General features: G+C 40.6%; 14 protein-coding genes and 2 CRISPR repeat arrays. Of the genes, 11 read left to right on the top strand and 3 right to left on the bottom strand.

The annotated features are described in order from the left end of the window. Positions 1–900: 900 nt before the first annotated feature. Positions 901–1,885: a CRISPR direct-repeat array (repeat unit 36 nt; unit sequence GTTTCCAACTAATCCTATTTGACCTAATAGGTAAGG). Between the two features lie 555 nt (positions 1,886–2,440). The 8 genes from PX481_RS27300 (at position 2,441) to PX481_RS27265 (ending at position 10,061) form a co-directional block, all read left to right on the top strand. Continuing rightward, positions 2,441–3,043, top strand: coding sequence for a Uma2 family endonuclease (locus PX481_RS27300; RefSeq protein WP_002757514.1), 603 nt, complete (start codon positions 2,441–2,443; stop codon positions 3,041–3,043). Between the two features lie 15 nt (positions 3,044–3,058). Then, positions 3,059–4,090: an SAVED domain-containing protein gene (locus PX481_RS27295; RefSeq protein ID WP_288097072.1), complete on the top strand. Its 1,032-nt coding sequence runs from the start codon at positions 3,059–3,061 to the stop codon at positions 4,088–4,090. 7 nt (positions 4,091–4,097) lie between these two features. Further along, complete coding sequence (locus PX481_RS27290; RefSeq protein ID WP_002757506.1) at positions 4,098–5,522, top strand: Cas10/Cmr2 second palm domain-containing protein; 1,425 nt, start codon at positions 4,098–4,100, stop codon at positions 5,520–5,522. 10 nt (positions 5,523–5,532) lie between these two features. Continuing rightward, complete coding sequence (locus PX481_RS27285) at positions 5,533–6,516, top strand: type III-B CRISPR module-associated Cmr3 family protein (protein ID WP_002757504.1); 984 nt, start codon at positions 5,533–5,535, stop codon at positions 6,514–6,516. A gap of 142 nt (positions 6,517–6,658) precedes the next feature. Next, positions 6,659–6,784 carry an AbrB/MazE/SpoVT family DNA-binding domain-containing protein gene (locus PX481_RS27280; RefSeq protein ID WP_002757501.1) on the top strand — a complete coding sequence of 42 codons (126 nt, stop codon included), beginning with the start codon at positions 6,659–6,661 and terminating at the stop codon, positions 6,782–6,784. A gap of 382 nt (positions 6,785–7,166) precedes the next feature. Next, positions 7,167–7,994 (top strand): RAMP superfamily CRISPR-associated protein, encoded by an 828-nt coding sequence (locus PX481_RS27275; protein ID WP_002757500.1) that lies wholly within the window; start codon positions 7,167–7,169, stop codon positions 7,992–7,994. Between the two features lie 19 nt (positions 7,995–8,013). After that, the gene (locus PX481_RS27270) at positions 8,014–8,421 is read left to right on the top strand and encodes a hypothetical protein (protein WP_002757498.1); all 408 of its coding nucleotides are present in this window, start codon (positions 8,014–8,016) and stop codon (positions 8,419–8,421) included. A 5-nt stretch (positions 8,422–8,426) separates the two neighbouring features. Continuing rightward, on the top strand, positions 8,427–10,061 hold the full coding sequence (locus tag PX481_RS27265) for an RAMP superfamily protein (RefSeq protein WP_288025274.1): 1,635 nt from the start codon (positions 8,427–8,429) through the stop codon (positions 10,059–10,061). A gap of 101 nt (positions 10,062–10,162) precedes the next feature. Further along, a CRISPR array of direct repeats spans positions 10,163–10,499; the repeat unit is 36 nt; unit sequence CCTTACCTATTAGGTCAAATAGGATTAGTTGGAAAC. Between the two features lie 208 nt (positions 10,500–10,707). Here the strand turns inward: PX481_RS27265 and PX481_RS27260 are convergent. Beyond that, positions 10,708–11,616, bottom strand: coding sequence for a transglutaminase family protein (locus PX481_RS27260; protein ID WP_288097066.1), 909 nt, complete (start codon positions 11,614–11,616; stop codon positions 10,708–10,710). 154 nt (positions 11,617–11,770) lie between these two features. Between PX481_RS27260 and PX481_RS27255 the strand changes: the two genes are divergently transcribed. Continuing rightward, complete coding sequence (locus PX481_RS27255) at positions 11,771–13,234, top strand: GTP-binding protein (RefSeq protein ID WP_002757491.1); 1,464 nt, start codon at positions 11,771–11,773, stop codon at positions 13,232–13,234. A 219-nt stretch (positions 13,235–13,453) separates the two neighbouring features. Here PX481_RS27255 and PX481_RS27250 read toward each other — a convergent pair whose 3' ends face one another. Next, a complete protein-coding gene (locus tag PX481_RS27250; RefSeq protein ID WP_110579784.1) occupies positions 13,454–13,750 on the bottom strand; it encodes a type II toxin-antitoxin system RelE/ParE family toxin in 297 nt (98 codons plus the stop codon). Then, positions 13,735–13,923, bottom strand: coding sequence for a hypothetical protein (locus tag PX481_RS27245; protein WP_002752772.1), 189 nt, complete (start codon positions 13,921–13,923; stop codon positions 13,735–13,737). The genes PX481_RS27250 and PX481_RS27245 overlap by 16 nt, the downstream gene beginning before the upstream one ends. 473 nt (positions 13,924–14,396) lie before the next feature. Between PX481_RS27245 and PX481_RS27240 the strand changes: the two genes are divergently transcribed. Beyond that, complete coding sequence (locus PX481_RS27240) at positions 14,397–15,089, top strand: Crp/Fnr family transcriptional regulator (RefSeq protein WP_288097061.1); 693 nt, start codon at positions 14,397–14,399, stop codon at positions 15,087–15,089. A 134-nt stretch (positions 15,090–15,223) separates the two neighbouring features. Then, positions 15,224–15,706: a DUF29 domain-containing protein gene (locus PX481_RS27235; protein WP_043998879.1), complete on the top strand. Its 483-nt coding sequence runs from the start codon at positions 15,224–15,226 to the stop codon at positions 15,704–15,706. Positions 15,707–15,928: the final 222 nt, after the last annotated feature.

Genomic DNA, 15,928 nt, shown 5'->3' with positions numbered 1-15,928 from the left:
TCGGGTAAATCATCTAATTCTTGACGTAAAAATTGCATTAATTCCGAAATTTCTAGGGTTGCCGCTTTTTGAGCCATCTTGGAATAATTTGACGTGCTGGTGGATTTCTATCTCACCCATTTTACCTTAGCTGACAATAATTATAAATTTTTATTTCCCTTGAATTCCCTATTCTAAAAACAGAACTATAGCGTTTTTCAGTCTGCTGAGGTACAAAAGTTATGGGTTTTAGGCACTCATGCAAGAGGCAAAAGGCAAAAGGGAAGAAAAATAGGTGTACCTCACTAGCTTAGGAAACGCTATATCTTCCTGAATTAACCCCGTTCATTCTCAGCCAACCTCTTTGATTGCTTGAGTATTTATACTTAATTTGTCCAGCCAATTGTTTTTTTTAGTGATCGCCTCTCCTATAAAATAGTTACTTTGTACTTTATTTTCAATGCCAAAATCGGGGTTAATGCTCTATTTATTTCAAAATGAGAATTGCTGGTGTTCCAAATGCCTTGCTAATCGTAGCCTGTTTCCAACTAATCCTATTTGACCTAATAGGTAAGGTTTGTACCAAATCCACAGAAATTAAAGAAATTCGTTTTAATGTTTCCAACTAATCCTATTTGACCTAATAGGTAAGGGAAAAGCCTCTTACAGTTTTGGAATATATTCCAGAGTTTCCAACTAATCCTATTTGACCTAATAGGTAAGGAGTAAGAGTAGGGCTAATTCATGAATTAGCCCTACTTTTTTAGTTTCCAACTAATCCTATTTGACCTAATAGGTAAGGAAGAAATAGCCGATGCTGGTTATTTTCCTGTAGAGGTTCCCGATTAGTTTCCAACTAATCCTATTGACCTAATAGGTAAGGCAACTATTAAGCAAGCCTTTGACGATTGCGTTTTTATTCGTTTCCAACTAATCCTATTTGACCTAATAGGTAAGGAGTAAGAGTAGGGCTAATTCATGAATTAGCCCTACTCTTTTAGTTTCCAACTAATCCTATTTGACCTAATAGGTAAGGATCAAAAGGTAAAAATAAATGGCGAAATTAAGTTTTCCAACTAATCCTATTTAACCTAATAGGTAAGGACGAATCCTCTGATTTTTTTGGTGAACGCTTTAAGTGTTTCCAACTAATCCTATTTGACCTAATAGGTAAGGGAATTGATATTGATTTCACGAAAATTGACTCTAATGTTTCCAACTAATCCTATTTGACCTAATAGGTAAGGAGTAAGAGTAGGGCTAATTCATGAATTAGCCCTACTTTTTTAGTTTCCAACTAATCCTATTTGACCTAATAGGTAAGGTCAACTCTCGATGGTGAGCAAGCCGCCATCAAAAATGTTTCCAACTAATCCTATTTGACCTAATAGGTAAGGTTTACGAAATCTTAACGAGCAAGCCGCCTATTTTAAGTTTCCAACTAATCCTATTTAACCTAATAGGCAAGCAGTAAGAGTAGGGCTAATTCATGAATTAGCCCTACTTTTCTAGTTTCCAACTAATCCTCTTTGACCTAATAGGTAAGGAAAAAATCCTAGATTTTTGCCAACAAAATTATCCAGAGTTTCCAACTAATCCTATTTGACCTAATAGGTAAGGTAAAGAGTTATGGGAAAAAGTCATTGATTGTGTAGATTTCCAACTAATCCTATTTGACCTAATAGGTAAGGAGGGGCCACCCTTTCCAGACTCACTGGGAACGAGGGTTTCCAACTAATCCTATTTGACCTAATAGGTAAGGATATTGTTATATATAAGGCCTTGGACCTCATGAGTCGTTTCCAACTAATCCTATTTGACCTAATAGGTAAGGAGTCGTAGTCTGGTATTCGGCATTCCGAACTTTTGTGTTTCCAACTAATCCTATTTGACCTAATAGGTAAGGAGTACCCCTTGGAAAGTCTCATCGAGAGGGGAAGACAGACCCCCAAATCGACGCACCTGCAAAAAGAGGGTTAAAAAGTGGTCCCGGGGGGGGTAAAAGTCCCGATACCAAAGGGTAGAACCCTGACTGGGAGAGCAATCGACGCACCTCAACCAGAGAATCGGGGTTTTAGGTCGGGGAGGGGGTGCATCGATTTTCAGTCAAGAGTTAGGGGACAAGCTAGATGATGTAGAGATTTGGGGGTGGTTGAGGAGGAGAACCTCCCATCACCAATAATCTAGAGACAGCTTCTTCGGAAATCCCATAGAAGCGCACATCATCCTCTTGAGGATTGACCCTTTCTACTACTTTAGCGTACAGTTTCCGCCTCTCGATGTGTAATTAATTTTGCTTAAGTAATTATCTGTAATTAATTGTCTAGCTACTGATTAAGGAGGGTAGCGGGGGTGGGAGTTTTTTTTAAGGATTTTTTAACCCCCAAAATCCCCCGATTCTGGCGAGCAATCAGTATCATGGATAACAACAACAAGCTTTAGGTCTAATCCGATAAAAATCATGACCTACCTATCTCCTAAATTATTCACTTTTGAAGACTTTTTAAACCAGTATGGAGATGACCCACGCTATCAATTAATTGACGGGGAGTTGCGAGACATGGAACCCACTGGACTTCAGGAATCCGTAGCGGGAAAAATCGCAGGAAGACTGTGGGGAGAAATCTTGCGATTACATCTACCCTGGACAATTCCTAAAAACTGTTTGCTCCGTCCAGAATCGGGTCAAGCTACTGCTTTACGTCCCGATGTCATCATTTTGGATGAAGTGGACTTTAGCACCGAACCTCTCTGGGAAAAACAAGCAATTTTAACTAGCTCCCAAGCAATTAAATTAGTGGTAGAAGTGGTTAGTAGTAATTGGCAAGATGATTATGCACGCAAAGTTGAAGAATACTCATCTTTAGGTATTGCTGAATATTGGATTGTCGATTTTCGTGGATTGGGTGGCATCTCTTTTATCGGTAAACCCAAACAGCCTACTTTGACTATTTATCAGCTAGAAGGTGATGAATATCAACAAAAATTATATCGTCTTTATGAGCGCATTAGTTCGGCAGTTTTTCCCGAATTGTCTCTGTGTCTTCTCGATATTATGCCCTAAATCTCTAGTAAAATTATGCTGAAATCTCTTAAAAATGTCCTGGGTAATCTGCGTCAATATCCCTATAATATTATCTTTAATCCCCTCACCAATGCAGCATTAGCCATCGCCGCTATTTTAGCACTAATTGCCGATCAATTTGGCCAGGGATATTATCTAATTTTTCTGATTACTTTGGCTCTAGTTATCATCGGTATCTGGCTAGAATCTCAGAAATACGACCTCTATAAACATCAGGCGATTCCTCTACCGATAGTGATTAAAATTGCTAATCCTGCCGATAGTAATAAGGCTCTGCAATCGCTTTTTAATATCATCGAAACAGAAAATAAATACAAAGATCATCAAAATAATCTTGACCAGTATCTCAATATTAGCGAAACAGATTTAATTTTTAACTACTCCTGTGATATTTATGATCAAGAAATGCTGAGAGCTTTTCTGCAAATACTACGCTATAATCTAGAGAAACTTAAGAAAAAAACTCCCCAAAATACTATTATTTATCTTGCCTATATCGGTCCGATTAGCGTCGCTATTATGGTCGGCACTATTCTCGCTACCGAAGGAGTAAAAATCTTTCAATATAATAAATCTTCTGATAGTTATTATCCTGTGGTGGAAATTAGCGATCGCAAACTTAAAGAAGATATTAAGGAATACGAAAAATTTGAGCGTGTTGTCACCGAAAAAGGTCAAGATAGAGTAACTATAGCCATCGATGTTTCTTCCCATAAAATTAATCTTAATGATCAGAGTATTGAAAACTACGGCGATTTAATTTATCTGAAAAGTAAAGGCAGTGGTACAATTGAAAAAAATGAAGATTGGCTACAATATTCTAGAGAAATCTTTAAAACTATCAATATCGCTCAACAAAAAAACTATCAAGAGATTAAGCTAGTTTATTCCATGCCTATAACTTTGGGAATACTTGTCGGAATGGCCGTTCAACAATACTGGCCAATTCTCCTGACTCAATACGGGAATTCTACCTACAGAAATCTTATTAATCTTCAGGAATTTAAACTTTATCGAGGACGGTAAAGATAAAATGAACTATACTGTAATTACCTTTGCTCCTGTGCAAGGATTCATCGGAAAATCGCGTAAACTAAGGGACTTGTACGGTGGTTCTTTTTTATTATCCTATCTTGCCGATGCTATCTGTCAGGCAGCGGGTAAATATCCTGGGTGTAGCCTTATTTCTCCCGCTTTAATTGACGTTAAAAGAGGAACTCCCAACCAAATCTTAATCGCGGGTAATTTTCCCGAAAAAGAGGCCGAACAAGTCTTCGATGACGCATGGCAAAAAGTGGTTAATAAGTGTCGGGTTTGGATTGAACAAAATTTACCACAATACAATTATACTTGGCGACGAGAATGGAACCTATGGATTAATCATACTTGGGAATTCTTCTGGGCGCAAGAGGACTCGATCGATTGTGCGTTTAAAAGTCTGCAACAGAAAAAATATCAACGAGATTGGACGGGAATTAATTGGCAAGGAGAAAGTTCTAGCTTATCGGGTTCCGATGCCATTGTTTGGTATGGAATGACGGATCAAACCCATCCTTTATATTCTAGTATTTCCCAACAAAATCAGCAAATCACTGAATTTTATCAACAATTAAGTCAAAAACTTTCTAATGCTATCCTCGATGAAACCGAACGTCTTAGCATTCCCGAATTAGTCAAAAGAATGATTACATTATATGATATTGGCAAGCCTTTAAACCTAGAACTTCCTAAAAAATTTGTGGAACTAAATCGCTACGAGGAAAAATCCTATACAGGATGGTTTCAAGGGGACGGTGACGGGATGGGAAATTACCTAAAAAATCTGTCCATATCCTCAAGAAAAGAATTTAGTCAAAGAATGCGACAATGGGGAGAAGAACTAGAAAATTATCTTAACTTTGGTCGCATTATTTATGGAGGAGGAGATGACTTTCTAGGGGTTTTGTTTCCACAAAAATCAGAACCAAAATTAACCCTACAAGATTGTCTATATTGGTTTGATCAATTTCATCGGGAAATCTGGCCAAAACACGGTTATTCTCAGGATATAACTGTTAGCGTCGGTTTCGTTTGGGCAGCTTCAGGAGTTCCTCAGCGTGACATATTACAACAATGTCGAGAAGCAGAAAAATCCGCTAAAAATCAAGGTAAAAATCGTCTCGCGGTGCGAATTCTTTTTAACAGTGGTAACTATTTAGAGTGGGTTTGTCCCTGGGAAAACTTAAAAGATATCCTCGATAGTTATTGCGATCGCAGTGAAGGAAAAAACTGGACACATTTCTATAATGATATAGCAACTTTAGAAAATCGCCGCGCTTTTACCGATGATAATCACGATATTGCCAATGCAGTTTTTAACCTTTATTTTAATCAAAATATACCCATTGATACCACCTCTCACCAAGATAGAAATAACTGGGTAATTAACCTCTCAAAAGTGGTCAATCATCTCACCTAAACATAGAAAAATGCTGCAATATCTGATCATAATTAAACCTTTGGGATTTCTCTACGGTAGCGCCGGTCCGTTTCTGTCTCCAGAAAATCTAGTTGGACGTTCAGGAAATCGTTTTCCCCCCACTGCTGCCACAGTTTCGGGACTATTTGCTCACAGCAATCCCACCAATATTCGCGATTTACAAATTGCCGGCCCTTTTTGGGCAAACAGTGAACAACCAGATAACTTTTTTGTCCCCACTCCCTTTATTTATCTGGCTAAAAAACCCCTCGCAAATTATTTTCAAGACCAAGAAAATAACGACAATGGAAAAATTCAACACACCTTAACATGGCAAGAAAAATGGCAAGAGAAAGACAGTAAACAAATTGAGGGAAAATTCGATCGAGATAGTTGGATTCCTATCAACCAATGGTATAATCCTCAAAAAGCCTATGGTTCTCCGTGGCAATATCATCCCCATCTCCATCCGCGTTTGTTAGAGGAGCAAAGAAAGGTAAAAACTGGAGAATTATTCCTCGAAAATGCCGTTCAGTTACATCCAGATGCTTGTCTAGTTTATTTAGCTAATCAACCCCTAGAAAATGGCTGGTATCGCTTTGGTGGGGAATCCCATCTAGTGGAAGTTAAATCACTTGAACTAAGCAGCCATCTCCAAACTTTATTTAATCAAGATGTCGGTCAATATTTTGCCCTCATTACTGCCGCAATCTGGGGAACAAATCGCCTATCAACTCGCAATCCCAGTGATTGGCAATTAGAAACCCTCAACACCGAAAGACCAATAACCTATCGTTATCGATTCGGAGGAAAAGATAAAGTTAAGCGCTTATCTAGGGGACGTTATGCAGTTCCCGCAGGAACAGTTTATCGCTTAAAAAACCCCTTACCATCTTGGCAAAATTGGCAGGAATCTTGGTTCCCCACCGAAGGGGTTTCTCTCAAACGTTGGGGCTGCGGATTAGCCTTACCCTTAGAAAATATTGCCAAATAAAGCCTATAATTATTGAGTAGGGTAAATGAGACGAGCATAAGTGATAGCTATGGCAAAACTAAAAACTAGATTTCCCCGAAAAGCTTTATTAGATTATTGAAAAAGTGGTAATAATCAAAGCTCAAAAATTAGCAAAAATAAAATGCTGCGTATGTTTTTAGATTTTTTGGTAGAAGATGCCTTTAAAAACCCTTCTTCTCTCACTCCTTACACAGAGGAAATGGCTAAAGAAATCGATGAATTATTAAAGGGTGTTGCAATTGATTAGGAATAAACCTATAAGTAGGTAGGCACAATTATTTGTAGGATGGGTTAGCGGTAGCGTAACCCATGCGGGCGTTGGGTTTCATGCTTCAACCCAACCTACGTTCATTTTATATTTAATTCCACCCACCTACTTAAGTAGGTAGGCACAATTATTTGTAGGATGGGTTAGCGGTAGCGTAACCCATGCGGGCGTTGGGTTTCATGCTTCAACCCAACCTACGTTCATTTTATATTTAATTCCACCCACCTACTTAGCTTTGTGCTGTCCTAATAGCCTAAATACCACGATCAAATATTAACAAAATCTTAGAAAATTCTGACATTAATATTAACCTAGTTTAGAATAATCTCTAAGCATCTAAAATACTCACTTTTACCAAAAAATGTATCACAAAAGTTATGGCATACTTGAAACCTTAGCACCCCTTCATGTGGGAGCAACCGCAGGAGAAGAAACGGGTAATCTTAACCTCATTTTTCGTGACCAATTCACCCAAACAGCAATTATCCCTGGTAGTTCTATTCGCGGCCGTTTTCGTGCCGATATGAACAATATAGATGAAAAACGTACATGGTACGGACACGAAACAATCCCAGGACAAGAAGACGGAGGAACCACCGAAGCAAAAGTTAAATTTGAATATGCTTCCCTCGTTTGGTTGCCGGTATTTTGTCCGGGGCAGCCGATAGTTTGGGTTACTTCTCCCCTATTATTAAAACGCTATAAACAAATCACGGGAATGTCTGCAAAAGTACCCAATCCCTATACTGCTTCCCCTAGTTTACAAGCGCGAGTAGTGCAGGGAGTTAACCGCAATAGCAAAGTTTTATTTTTTAACTTAGGATTTCTCGAAATTGAACACTTAGAGGAGCTTTCTTCGTGGATTCCCCCGCAAGCGGATTTAAAAGCTTCTCAATTAGTCGTCGTTAATGATAACGATATATCCATGCTGCACGATATGGCACTCTACCGACAAAGCCGGGTTAAACTACTAGAAGATCAGAAAAAAGTGGATACAGAAAAAGGAGCTTTTTTCAATGTGGAAGCTTTACCCGTGGGTAGTATTTTAGTTTTTCCCATTGCTTGCAAAGAAACAGGATGGCAACCTTTTGGAGAATCGGTAAACCAAAAAGAATTATATTTCGGAGGATTAGAATCCATCGGTTTCGGTCGTTGCCAAGTTACTATTTTAAACTACGCCAATCAATAATTACATTTTATCTAATATTATGGCTTGGAAAGAATACAATCTCGATCGCATTGCTCAGAAATTAGTTCTCGCTGCCAAACTACGAGACCGAGATTCTCTCAATCAATCTTTTAAAATGCGTGAATCCGTTTCCTATGGACTAGAAAGATTCTGGGGTGAACATCTGCGCTTACAATCCAAGGAAACCAATAAGGCAAAATACTGGAAAGAAACTTGGGATAAATTAGTCGAAACCATGGCAGAAGCGGGGATTCCTATCCCTAACGATACCGTACAGGTAAATGATACCGAATCTGTTCAAGCAATGGCAGAAAAACTCTGGGAATTAAAGCTAGAAGACCAGAGAATTACCCTCGCTGTTTTAACGCAACTATGCGATTGTTTAGTTTGGTGGACTCAAAGATATAAAGGAACAAAGGAACGATAAATTATATGGTTAATATTCCCGATATTGGTGACAAAATCCCCCTGATGTTTCGCGCACAAACCAAAGGGCGATCGCAATTACAATATATTGACTCTAAAAAAGATGAAAATGATAGCCAAAAATGGGTAAAAGAATGGATAGAACGAGTCGATGAAAATCCTCCCCAATTTGGTCAAGAAGTAAAAACCAAAGAATATCAAATATCGTGGCGATTTGTCACTAATGGGGGACAAGATGAAGGAATAATTCGGCCTGTAATGGGTGCTTATGGCATACCATTTTATCCCGGTTCCAGCATGAAAGGAGCCTTTTGTCAAGCTTGCACCCCCGAACAAAAACAACGTTATCACCTCGAAAAAGATAGCGATAACCCTAGTCTTTTGCGCTTCCATGGCGGTTATCCCGTTAATGATTGGACGGAAAATCTTTTAGATATTGTTCACCCGCAACAGGGATGGCAAGTAAAAACCCCAAACACTCGACAAAAACCCAGTGGAGAAAGTGGTTTTGCTTTAATTTCTCTCTATCAACCTAACCTAAAATTTGGCATTTCTACCTCAATAGAACAACCCGATTGGGAGGAGATTTGGACTATCTGGGAAAGAGCTTTAGAATCTGGTCTAGGATGCCGTGTTAGTAGCGGTTATGGCTTACCAAAAGACATTAAACCTTCAAAAGAACCTTTATATAAATGTTTTCTGAAAGGCCAAGGAATGGCTCCTAAAAGCCTCGATGGTGCAAGGGAATTTCGACCCAATATTTTTCGAGGAGCAATTCGCGGTCATGCCTTGCGTATTTTTGGCGGTTTAACTGATGCTAAAAATGCCGAAAAGTTAGTTAATCAGCTATTTGGAGGAATTGACGGAGAAGCAACCCAAGGTTTACTAGCGGTCGATTTTTGTGTCAAATCTCTAGAGTTAGGAACCTTTGCCAAGGGTTACAAGGAACCCACCTACACAGTAACAGGAGAATTGCGCTGGATTCTCACCCAATCCCAATCTCTCCCCGAAAACCAGCAAGAATGCTTAAAAAAATTAATTTGTTTTCTCACTCGTTTTGCCATGTTATTAGGAGGATTTGGTAAATCATGGCGACGAGCAGATCATAGTATTTTCTATGAGGATTATTATCCCAATAAACCCTTAATTGGCTGTCATTGGCAATGGGGGAATAAAAGTTCTTTAATTAACGATAATAAAGTCAGAGATTTAACTCATGTTCATCCCTTTATCAAAGATGTTCGCACTATTGCTAAACAATGGATGTCCTTACAAGAAAATATCCTCAGAACTCCCGATAATAGTGCTAACTGGCGAGAAAGTTGGCATCCTAAAAATGTCGAGGTTTGGGGAAGAATTGCCGAAGATAAAGATGATTCCCTAGCCATAAAATGGCTTCACAAAGCCTATCAAAAATTGGATAATTTAAGTATCTATAAAACCTCGGTGACAGGAATAGTAACAAAAAATATCAATCAAGTTGGTTGTCTTTGGCATCGAATGTATCCCAAAAATAATCATCAATACCTAGAATTATTAACAATTTTTCCCGATGACTCTGATGATTGTGCTTATTTTCTAGGTTTTCTAGACGAGAATAATGGTCAAGCGGGAAAATTTCAAAAACTTTGGCCGAAATAATCCCGTTTACAGTTAATTACCTAAGCAAAATTAATTACACATTAGGATTAGTTGGAACCTAAAAAAGTAGGGCTAATTCATGAATTAGCCCTACCCTTATCCCTTACCTATTAGGTCAAATAGGATTAGTTGGAAACGCAATCGCCTCGGGGTTCGTAATGACCGGAAACCCCACCTTACCTATTAGGTCAAATAGGATTAGTTGGAAACAGTTTAGAAACGGTATATTTTGACATATAACCGTTCTTTCCTTACCTATTAGGTCAAATAGGATTAGTTGGAAACCCTTGAATCGCCTTGGCGTGACGCTTCGGTTCCTTTCGACCTTACCTATTAAGTCAAATAGGATTAGTTGGAACCTAAAAAAGTAGGGCTAATTCATGAATTAGCCCTACTCTTATTCCTTACCTATTAGGTCAAATAGGATTAGTTGGAAAGCAGAAAAAGGGTTTCTTTTAGAAACCCTTTTTCTAATAAATTGTGTCAAATATATCTTGACAAAAATCGATAAAAATGCTAAAACCTAACGGGAATATTCGCTTTAAATTACGAACACCTTAGCAGTTATCCTAATAGTGAAGTAGTAAGTTTTCCTTTGGGGGAGTCAGAAACCGATCGCCGGTCAAGGAAAAACCCGAAATTCAACCTATTCCCTCGGATCAAAATCTGGCAGCGTCCCCAGCTTGCGAATGGTCACTTTAACATCCATAGATAAATAGTCATCGGCATCACCAAACCAAGAACCAGAAAGAGGTATGATTTGACCGGGATGACGAGCGATCGCCACTCGAATTAAATCAAAGCCGGCGGTAATTTGATTAGTCGGATCATAATTACGCCAACCGGCCCCCGGTAGATAAACCTGTAACCAAGCATGGGTAGCACCAGAGCCAGTCATCCCCACTTCACCACCGTCGAGGGCAGCATCGTAGAGATAGCCACTGACAAAACGACAGGCTAAACCCAATCTTCGCAAAGCTTCGATCATCAACCAAGCATAATCGCGACAAGTTCCCGACTTTAGCCGCAGGGTTTCTCCGGGGGATTGAGTTCCTTCACTCTCCCTGGATTGGTAGGTAAAATTATCTTTGATAGCCGCCATCATTCTTGCCATGACATCGAGGGTATCATCTTGGTCCCCCGCTACAAAACTTTTGGCCCAAGCTGCCAGGCTGCCGTCGGCATCCTCGGCGTGGGGACGCATAAACACCACTAAATCTGACCATTCATCGGGGGTGTACTGGATGGGAATTTCGATCGCCCGTTGATCGAGGGGAAAATCAGCGATCGCTTTTAAGCCAAAATGTTCCGCCCGTAATCGACAGGTAACGATTAATTCTGACGCTGCTTCAGCGAATTCAATCCCTACCACGTTGTTAGATAGAGTATCCATAGTCCAGCGCGTTTTGGCGGCAATATTCGCCTCTACAGAATAACTGATAATTCTTTCACCGTGACCGGCGCTGGGCAAAAAAATCGCCCGATGTTCCCCAAAAGTTACCAGTTTACGATAATGATAGCTGGTGATGTGTTCCAAGTCGTAGATGACACTCATCCTGATTGTCCTTAATAAAGTAGCTGGTTATAATTGAAGATAAATCCCCCCTTGATCCCCCCTTAATCCCCCCTTGATAAGGGGGGTATCTGACAATTTTTAACACCCACCCACTTAATCACTGACAACTGATAACCGATAACTGATAACTGAAATGACCTCTGACCCGTTCCTCGATCGAGCTTGGAATACCGAAGACCTAGAACAAGCGCTTCGAGGTGTCGGCACTATTCAAGAAGAACTCAACTATAATCAGGCACGCAATTCTCTGAGCAAACTTGTCGATCGTCTGGATCTTACCTCGATCGAGAAAATTGGTCTAGAAGCGGAGATTGATCGCCTAGTGGCCCTGCTAGAAAAACTCGATCGATCCCTGATTCAAATTGCCGCTTTTGGCCTGGTGGGCCGGGGAAAATCCTCGATTTTAAATGCTCTGGTCGGTCAAGAAATCTTTACAACCGGTCCTCTACACGGAGTTACCCGCACCATTAAAGGGGTAAATTGGCAGTTAAGCAGCGATGATACTTTCCCTCATCTAGCGCGTCTGACCCTGAACGGCCAGGGTAATGCTCAGGTGCAATTGCTTGATACTCCCGGTATTGATGAGGTAGATGGGCAAACGAGGGAAATTCTCGCCTGTCAGGTGGCGCAGCAGGTGGATTTAATCCTTTTTATCATCTCCGGTGATATGACCAAAGTGGAATTTTCCGCCCTGGCCAAGTTGCGGGAAGCAGGAAAACCGATGATTTTGGTCTTTAATAAAATCGATCAGTATCCGGAAGTCGATCGCCTCGCTATCTATGAGAAAATCGCCTCAGAACGGGTGAAAGAATTACTCTCCCCCGATGAGATTGTTATGGTGGCGGCCTCTCCCCTCCTGGCGGAGACGGTTCAAGGGCAGGATGGTCGGCTAAAAACGCAACGATTTCGGGGAAACCCCCAGATAGAAGCCCTGAAACTCAAAATTTTGGAAATTCTAGAGCGAGAGGGTAAATCGCTCGTAGCACTCAATTCTATGCTGTATGCGGACGAGGTAAACGAGCAAATTGTCGCCCGCAAAATGGCTATCCGTGATCGCGGGGCTAATCAATTGATTCAAAAAGCAGTGATGATCAAAGCATCGGCGATCGCTCTGAATCCGGTGACGGTGTTGGATCTGTTTACGGGGGCAGTTATCGATCTAGCCATGATTCTCGCTCTTTCTCGCTTATACGGCATCGATTTAACTCGTCAGGGGGCGATCGCTCTTTTACAAAAAATTGCCCTCAATATGGGGGGTATTAGTGCCAGCGAATTTTTAGCGGTTTTGGGTTTAAGTTCCCTAAAAGGACTGCTCGGTCTCTCGATTCCTGCCACTGGCGGCATTTCTCTCCTTCCCTATACTTCGATCGCCCTGACTCAAGCGGGGGTTGCCGGTGTATCCTGTTACGCGATCGGCCAAGTGACGAAAACCTATCTCGCTAATGGGGCCACCTGGGGACCCGATGGCCCGAAGGCAGTGGTAGCCAGTATTCTCGATTCCCTCGATGAAACCTCGATTCTCAACCGGATTAAGCGGGAATTAGGCTCAAAATTGGGGGGTGGGGGACTTTTCAGTGTTGCCAAAGGCACGGCGTAGCCGTCCAGTAAACAGTAATCAGTAATCAGTGAACTGAAGGCAAGAGGCAAGAGGCAAGAGGCTCCCAGAAAGAATCTGGCAATTCTCCTACCTAAAAAGAAGGCTAGAAACTGAGTAGATTAAAGCTTTTAGCTCAACAAATTTGGTTTTAGATTCGGCCCTTGTGAACTGAAAACTCAAATCTGATAACTGATAACTGATCACTGATCACTGACTCGATCAATCCAAGAAATGCTTACTATGGACGATCGCCGCTATAATAACTACCACCCCTTGAATTTGATAGATCAGACGGTAAGCATATGCAGACTTTTCTCGGATGGTATCATCGCTAAATTCGGCGCATTTTTTCGCTTCTAGGGGACAATTTTCTAAAGAATAGCTTATATCAAGAATTCGACGCACGACGGCCGCCGCGTAGGACGGGGAATCTCGACTAATATAAGATGCGATCGCATCCACGTCTTCAATTGCTTTGGGCGACCAGACAAGGCGATAATTCACTCGATCAGCCATTTGTTTAAAAGACCCTCAACTTCTTCTTGGGGGATTGTATTCTCTAGAGAAGCCGCGCTCAAACTTTGACGCACCTTCTCCAGAACGTATAAATGATACTGAATATCTTCAATTGAACAATCATCCGGTAATTGATTCAAGAGGGATTCCACTTTTTGTCTAATGCTATTCATACAAGTTTGACCGAAGTTTTTAAGGAAAAGTATAAATTTAAATTATCTATCAACTATCATCTATAGCAGTTATCTTAATAGTGAGGTACGAAGTATCTGGTTTTAGGGAACAGGGAACGGTTAACAGTAGCTGGTCGCCAAGAGATAATGCCAAATTTCTTTATACTTCATCTTTATGAGAAACGCTATATCATAGATAGAAAACTAATAGTTACGCATCCTATCTTATGCCATAGTCCCCAGAAAAGCGAGAAAAAGTTAAGAATAGATAAGGTGATTATCTCGCTTTTGTAACATTGGGGCGGGTATTCTGTTAAGAATACTTAATAATTCTCCTATCTGCTCAATCCCCGCAACTTTTAGGGATTATTGCCAATAAGCATCTAGCGGCCACAAGACCCCCCCCAATCGCAGCAATTTTTTGTTACATTAGTTTACAGTTCCCTCAACGCCCCAGTGGGTTATTAATTTTAATGTCTTCTTCGGTTCCTTCGTCGGATTTTATACCCTTAATCGGTCAAGAAACAGAAATCTTTAACTGGGCAAAATCCCATTATCGTAACCATACCTTTGCTAAAGATGAAAAAGTAGCCACGCGCCCCGGGCTATTATACTTTGTCGAATCTGGGGCGATTCGTATTCTTGGTAAGGCACAAGTTAACGTTATCGACCAAAAATTCCCCCGTCAACTACCTATTGCCGATAGTGAAGAAGTATTTCTCGGTTTTGTGGGTGCAGGTCAACCTTTTGAGATTGTTTCTCAATTTCCCTTTCAATTACAAGCCCAAGCTCATCTAGACGAGACCGAATTAGTCTGGTTATACTGGGAAGACCTAGAAAAATGGCCGCAATTGCGATCGGCTGTTATGGAAACTTTTCGCCATCAATACCAGCGTAAGTTATTTTGGTTGAGTATTCTCGGTCAAAAACGCTCCCTCGATCGATTAATGGGGTTCTTGGTTATATTATTGGAAGAATACGGTCAACCCTGTGTAGAAGGCTATTATCTCCCCTATCCCCTAACTCACGCTCAAATTGCCAGCGCCATCGGCACTACCAGAGTAACAGTAACAAGATTAATCGGTAAATTGCGACAACAAAATTCGATCTTTTTTAAGCAGGATAATCTTATCGGATTGCCCAGTTTATTTTTGAGTCAGAATTAATTTTTCTGCGGTGTTGCTGACTCAAGCTATGAATGCTAACTGTGCATCCTATCCAAAAGTTAGTTTGGCTCCAGGTTTTAAAAACCCCACACAACAAAATTCCTATCACAAATCAGCAACGCCAGAAATCTATTATGACCGCACAAACCCCGCTATCGCTCTCCGTTCTCTACGAGGAAGATTTTGTTCTCTGGACAGAAAAAACCGCCGAACTTTTAAAGCGAAAAGAGTTTAACAGAGTGGACTGGGAAAATCTGATCGAGGAAGTAGAGTGCATGGGAAAAAGCGAGCGCCAAGCTGTCGAAAGTTTATTAACTCAACTATTAATTCATCTTTTAAAACTGAGTTATTGGACAACGGAAAGAGAACGAAACGCGCGTCATTGGCTAGGAGAGATAGCCACTTTTCGAGTGCAACTGAAAAAAAAGATGAAAACCCCAACACTGAAAAATCATGCCCTTAATTCCTTCGGGGAAGCCTATTCGGACGCGAGACAAACCCTAATTGATGGGAGAATTGTCGATAAAAATACAATTCCCCTAGAGTCTATATTAACTCTCGAACAAGTATTAGACGGAGATTGGTTCCCCATCGATATCGCACCTTTTCTTAGTTAAGACCCACATTCCGCACTTCACTAAGTAGCATAGTAGTAGTATGTCAATTTATAGACAAGGGCAATCACTCTGGCAATAAACATCCGTATTTTTGGCTCTTCGGGACTTGGTATGGTTCGATAGGGGAGCATAAATCGACTCAATCCTTATCTGGCAAGAGATTTAATTGATTAGTTCGCTCCAGATCGCAAACAATTGACAAAAATTGCGGCAATGTCTGTC

The organism is Microcystis sp. M53603_WE2, from assembly GCF_030065435.1.
This window is presented reverse-complemented; position numbering and strand designations above follow the sequence as displayed.

Bases quoted from the DNA above. Each gene is read 5' to 3' on its own strand.
- PX481_RS27300 (WP_002757514.1), top strand. From the start codon at position 2,441: ATGACCTACCTATCTCCTAAATTATTCACTTTTGAAGACTTTTTAAAC.
- PX481_RS27295 (WP_288097072.1), top strand. From the start codon at position 3,059: ATGCTGAAATCTCTTAAAAATGTCCTGGGTAATCTGCGTCAATATCCC.
- PX481_RS27290 (WP_002757506.1), top strand. From the start codon at position 4,098: ATGAACTATACTGTAATTACCTTTGCTCCTGTGCAAGGATTCATCGGA.
- PX481_RS27285 (WP_002757504.1), top strand. From the start codon at position 5,533: ATGCTGCAATATCTGATCATAATTAAACCTTTGGGATTTCTCTACGGT.
- PX481_RS27280 (WP_002757501.1), top strand. From the start codon at position 6,659: ATGCTGCGTATGTTTTTAGATTTTTTGGTAGAAGATGCCTTTAAAAAC.
- PX481_RS27275 (WP_002757500.1), top strand. From the start codon at position 7,167: ATGTATCACAAAAGTTATGGCATACTTGAAACCTTAGCACCCCTTCAT.
- PX481_RS27270 (WP_002757498.1), top strand. From the start codon at position 8,014: ATGGCTTGGAAAGAATACAATCTCGATCGCATTGCTCAGAAATTAGTT.
- PX481_RS27265 (WP_288025274.1), top strand. From the start codon at position 8,427: ATGGTTAATATTCCCGATATTGGTGACAAAATCCCCCTGATGTTTCGC.
- PX481_RS27260 (WP_288097066.1), bottom strand. From the start codon at position 11,616: ATGAGTGTCATCTACGACTTGGAACACATCACCAGCTATCATTATCGT.
- PX481_RS27255 (WP_002757491.1), top strand. From the start codon at position 11,771: ATGACCTCTGACCCGTTCCTCGATCGAGCTTGGAATACCGAAGACCTA.
- PX481_RS27250 (WP_110579784.1), bottom strand. From the start codon at position 13,750: ATGGCTGATCGAGTGAATTATCGCCTTGTCTGGTCGCCCAAAGCAATT.
- PX481_RS27245 (WP_002752772.1), bottom strand. From the start codon at position 13,923: ATGAATAGCATTAGACAAAAAGTGGAATCCCTCTTGAATCAATTACCG.
- PX481_RS27240 (WP_288097061.1), top strand. From the start codon at position 14,397: ATGTCTTCTTCGGTTCCTTCGTCGGATTTTATACCCTTAATCGGTCAA.
- PX481_RS27235 (WP_043998879.1), top strand. From the start codon at position 15,224: ATGACCGCACAAACCCCGCTATCGCTCTCCGTTCTCTACGAGGAAGAT.